The organism is Pedobacter sp. 01T416_2 (assembly GCF_056398925.1).
The window spans coordinates 1-2,887 of record NZ_JBFTQI010000743.1 but is presented as its reverse complement, the minus strand read 5'-3'; the positions used below and the strand labels follow the sequence as shown (position 1 = coordinate 2,887).

Below are 2,887 nucleotides of genomic sequence, written 5' to 3'. Positions count from 1 at the left end.
GCGATATATCATCTAAATAATAAGTATCAGCATCAAAATAAAACAATGTTTTGTCGGCTTCTTGTAGCTGGGTAAATATTTTAGCTTCGGCGCTACTCAAAGCATTAAAACCTACAAAAATGATCTTGCCCTTATCAAAATTCGAAATAAACTGCTGGTGATCTGTAATGTTATCGGCAAGGTGGCGATAAACAGAGCCATTGGTTAAATATCCCTGTTCTTTAAGCGTTGAGTGGAATTTATGGTAAAGCTTGGGCATCCTGCGCCACATCCTGATGAACAGTTCCTGTTGTTTTTTGTGTTTTCCTTCAGAATAGGATGTCCAGAACTGGGAAAGAAATTCGTACTGCTCTGGACTTAAATAATCGAAATCTTTATTGATGACTGAAATATCTTCCAGATCGCGGTATAGTTTCTCTGCATCAACCAGGTCAGCATCAATCTGGTTAAAATCACTTAAGATGATCTTGGCCAATGGAAAAAACTTATGGCTCGAAATGCTTTCCAGCTGCTCTTCGGCAAGCAGTTGGTTATAAATACGGTGTAAAGTAAAAAACTGGAGGTAAAAATCGGCTATTTTATAACTGGTAGAACTGGCGAAAAATTCTTGTATGGTAAAAAATGAGGGACTGAAAAAAGGCTTGCCAATGATATCGGCGAAGTGTTTCTGTAAATAGGCTGATGGCCGTTTGTTGTTAAAAACAATGGCACAGTTTTCAAGCTGATTTCCAAATCTGGTAACTAAATCTTCGGCAACTTCCTGTAAAAATGGTTTCATGTTAGGTTAAAAGATTAGATTTAATACAGAACTGTACCCAGTCCAAATTCCTGTGCAGTGTGTACAATATTTAATTTTTTTATTGCTGGTTATTTGCAAATTGCCACGCACTGCGTAGCAGATTGATACATTTTGAACAGTGTGATAATGTGAATTGCCATATAAATCATTTACTTTTTCCATATTATACTAATTTCAACTTGCCTTTAACTGCATAGAAAAGATAGGTTCTGATATTTTGATAGCCCATTTCTGAAAGCAGTACCCTGTAATTATTTAACTGCTCGATGTGTTTGTCACTTTCTTCCAAAGTAAATTTATAGTCCAGAATAATTACCTCATCAGCATTGATCAGCACCCTGTCAGGGCGATGAAGCTTACCGTGGGCATCTATAATATTTTTTTCTACTATACTTTCGCTCGCTTTGTCCAAAATGGCCTTAAGTTCGGGATTGTTTAATACTTCAAGTGCCGAATCGATTAATTTCTGCTTTTCCTCTTCCTTGATAATGCCCTGCAAAACCAGATTGCTTGTATAATCATTCACCTCTTTTGAAGTACTGGCACTGGCCAGGATATCATGTAACAACGAACCTTTTCTTCCTGATTTTTCAATATTGACCAAATGCTTTAAATGTTTGTCTTCTGAAGGAATATATAACTCTGATAAGCGGGTTGTGGTTGGATAACTATTTAAATTGATAAAATTCGAATCCGCTGATTTACTTTCGACCGGGACATTATCTACGATTTCGTATACCCCGTTTTCATCAAACTGCTCATCGAAAGTGAAATTAATTACATCGCCCATATTGGACAATTTTAGCTCTTTTTTTGCCATCGTGGCGATGTACAAATAATCTTTTGAACGTGTGGTAGCCACATAAAGCATATTCAATGCATCCATATTATTATAAAGCAACTCTTCATAATATGCCTTTGCAATGGCCGAATCGGCCAGGGCTTCATTGTATTTTAAAGGAATCCCTTTAAGTTCCTTGTAAACCGTTTCTTCAGAAGATACCCAAAACGTACCATTTGGTTTTCCTTTAATTTCCCAGTTGCAAAATGGTACGAAAACAGCCCTAAAGGCCAGTCCTTTAGATTTATGTATGGTGATGATCTGTATGGCATCTGCGCCTTCTGGCGAGGGTAGTGATTTTTTGATACCATCTTCTTCCCACCAGGTTAAAAAGGAAATAATACCTTTTTCACCAAGCTTACCGGCAGAAGCGGTGAGATCCCTAAAAGCCAACAAGTAGGGTAAATTGGCGGTCAGGTTTTTTAGCCCATAACTCTCAATTAAAATCTCAACCAGTTCAGGCAGGGGGAGCTGTAACCAGCTTTGCCAGTTCTCGCACAAAGCTACGGGTAAAACTTCGGAGAGTGTGTTTAAAGGTTTATTGTTAAGGTTTAAATAATAATTGGCATTGATCTCTTTCTCGTGCAAGGAAAAATATAGCGCAATACAATTGGCTTTATATAATGCTGTTTGCGATTCTAAACCAATGAGCACTTTCAAGGTATTGATGATGAGCTGTATAGCCGAGTTGTTCGAAATCAATAAAGCATCGCCCGATAAAACCGGTAAGTTATGCCCCATTAATTTTTTAACCGTCAGTAAGGCTTCACTATTCGAACGAACCAAAATGGCAATATCCTTTAGGGCATACTGCTGCTGGTTTTTGAGATGATTTATTTCTTCAACAATATCGTCTAAAGCAATGTCCCTGAAAACGGTTTCGGTAAAACGGGCTTCATTAGGTGCATGATCTTTGCCGAACTTTTTAATTTTGATGGTTCCACCTTTTAAGGTATTGGTGGCAAAGTTTTGGGTTGAGCCACTATAAATATCGGTAATAATCTGTTGGTAATGCTGTTCCTGCCACCATTTAGAGATGCTTTCAGGTTTGGTTGCCAGATTTTCGTTCAGTTCGTTCTGCAGGGTTAAAGGGATAGCTTTGTAAAGGAAATTGTTAAAAGTGATGATATTCTCGGCACTTCTATAATTTTCTTCCAAACTTTCCTCAAATACATTTTCTGCACCAACATCTAACTAGGCATGTTTATGCAGTATGATCCAATCGCCAATACGCCAACGGTAAATAG

Annotated in this window: 1 protein-coding gene and 1 pseudogene; both read right to left on the bottom strand. The window is 37.8% G+C overall.

The window, feature by feature from the left end; genetic code table 11:
* Positions 1–778, bottom strand: a pseudogene (locus tag AC1DPQ_RS23410) (PD-(D/E)XK nuclease family protein); the annotation flags it as partial.
* A gap of 184 nt (positions 779–962) precedes the next feature.
* Positions 963–2,798, bottom strand: a complete 1,836-nt coding sequence (locus AC1DPQ_RS23405; RefSeq protein WP_477611036.1) for a 3'-5' exonuclease — start codon at positions 2,796–2,798, stop codon at positions 963–965.
* Positions 2,799–2,887 lie beyond the last annotated feature (89 nt).